This is a genomic window from Bradyrhizobium sp. WSM4874, assembly GCF_055811835.1.
The window spans coordinates 1-660 of the sequence record NZ_JBVVPR010000187.1; the positions used below are offsets into that span (position 1 = coordinate 1).

Consider the following 660-nt stretch of genomic DNA (forward strand, 5'->3'; position numbering starts at 1 on the left):
AGCGGCGTCGGTGAGATCCTGAGGCAATCGCAGGGATTTAGATCTTACCATGTGCTGGATGCGGGCGACGGTGTCGGCATCGCCATGATGATATTCGATGACCGCGAAAGCACCAACGTAGCAAACGCCAAGATACTGGCGTTTGTTCAGGCAAGTCTGCATGACCTCGATCTTGGGGTTCCCGAAATCACCAGCGGCGAGCTTTTGGTTGACATAGACTCTGATGGGTTTTCGATCAAGTAGCCTCGCCAGTTGCGTGGCGGTGCTGCCCCTGCTCATGTCGTCGACCTGATGTCACCCTCGCGTTTGCGACAGTCGCGCGCCCTGGATCTGCGCGTGCCGCCGGTCAGGATTTCACCGAGGATGCTTTTCGAGGAGCAGCAACACATGAAGCAACACACCTTCGAAGCTTCCATCACGGCGATCTGCTGGACACCGCTCGTGCTTATGGGCAGCGCGACGCCCCCAAGAGATCCCGATGAAGATGAAGAGGATGAGGAGGATGAAGATGACGAAGGCGGCGATGACGAACCGGCGGTCGTGCGCGAGCCGGACGAAGACTAGATTGACGCGTGTTCGGCCGTCGGTGCTATAATATCCCCCATGGGCTGGGATGCGAAAGACATAGAGCTCCTCACCAGGCTCTGGTCCGCAGGACAT

At 57.9% G+C, this 660-nt stretch carries 2 protein-coding genes; both read left to right on the forward strand.

Features of this window, described 5'->3' with window-relative positions; all coding sequences use genetic code 11:
- Nucleotides 1–243: hypothetical protein (locus AC0L3P_RS39960; RefSeq protein WP_473309457.1), on the forward strand; the 243-nt coding region annotated here is incomplete at its 5' end.
- A 144-nt stretch (nucleotides 244–387) separates the two neighbouring features.
- A complete protein-coding gene (locus tag AC0L3P_RS39965) occupies nucleotides 388–564 on the forward strand; it encodes a hypothetical protein (protein WP_009859449.1) in 177 nt (58 codons plus the stop codon).
- The last annotated feature ends 96 nt before the right edge of the window (nucleotides 565–660 follow it).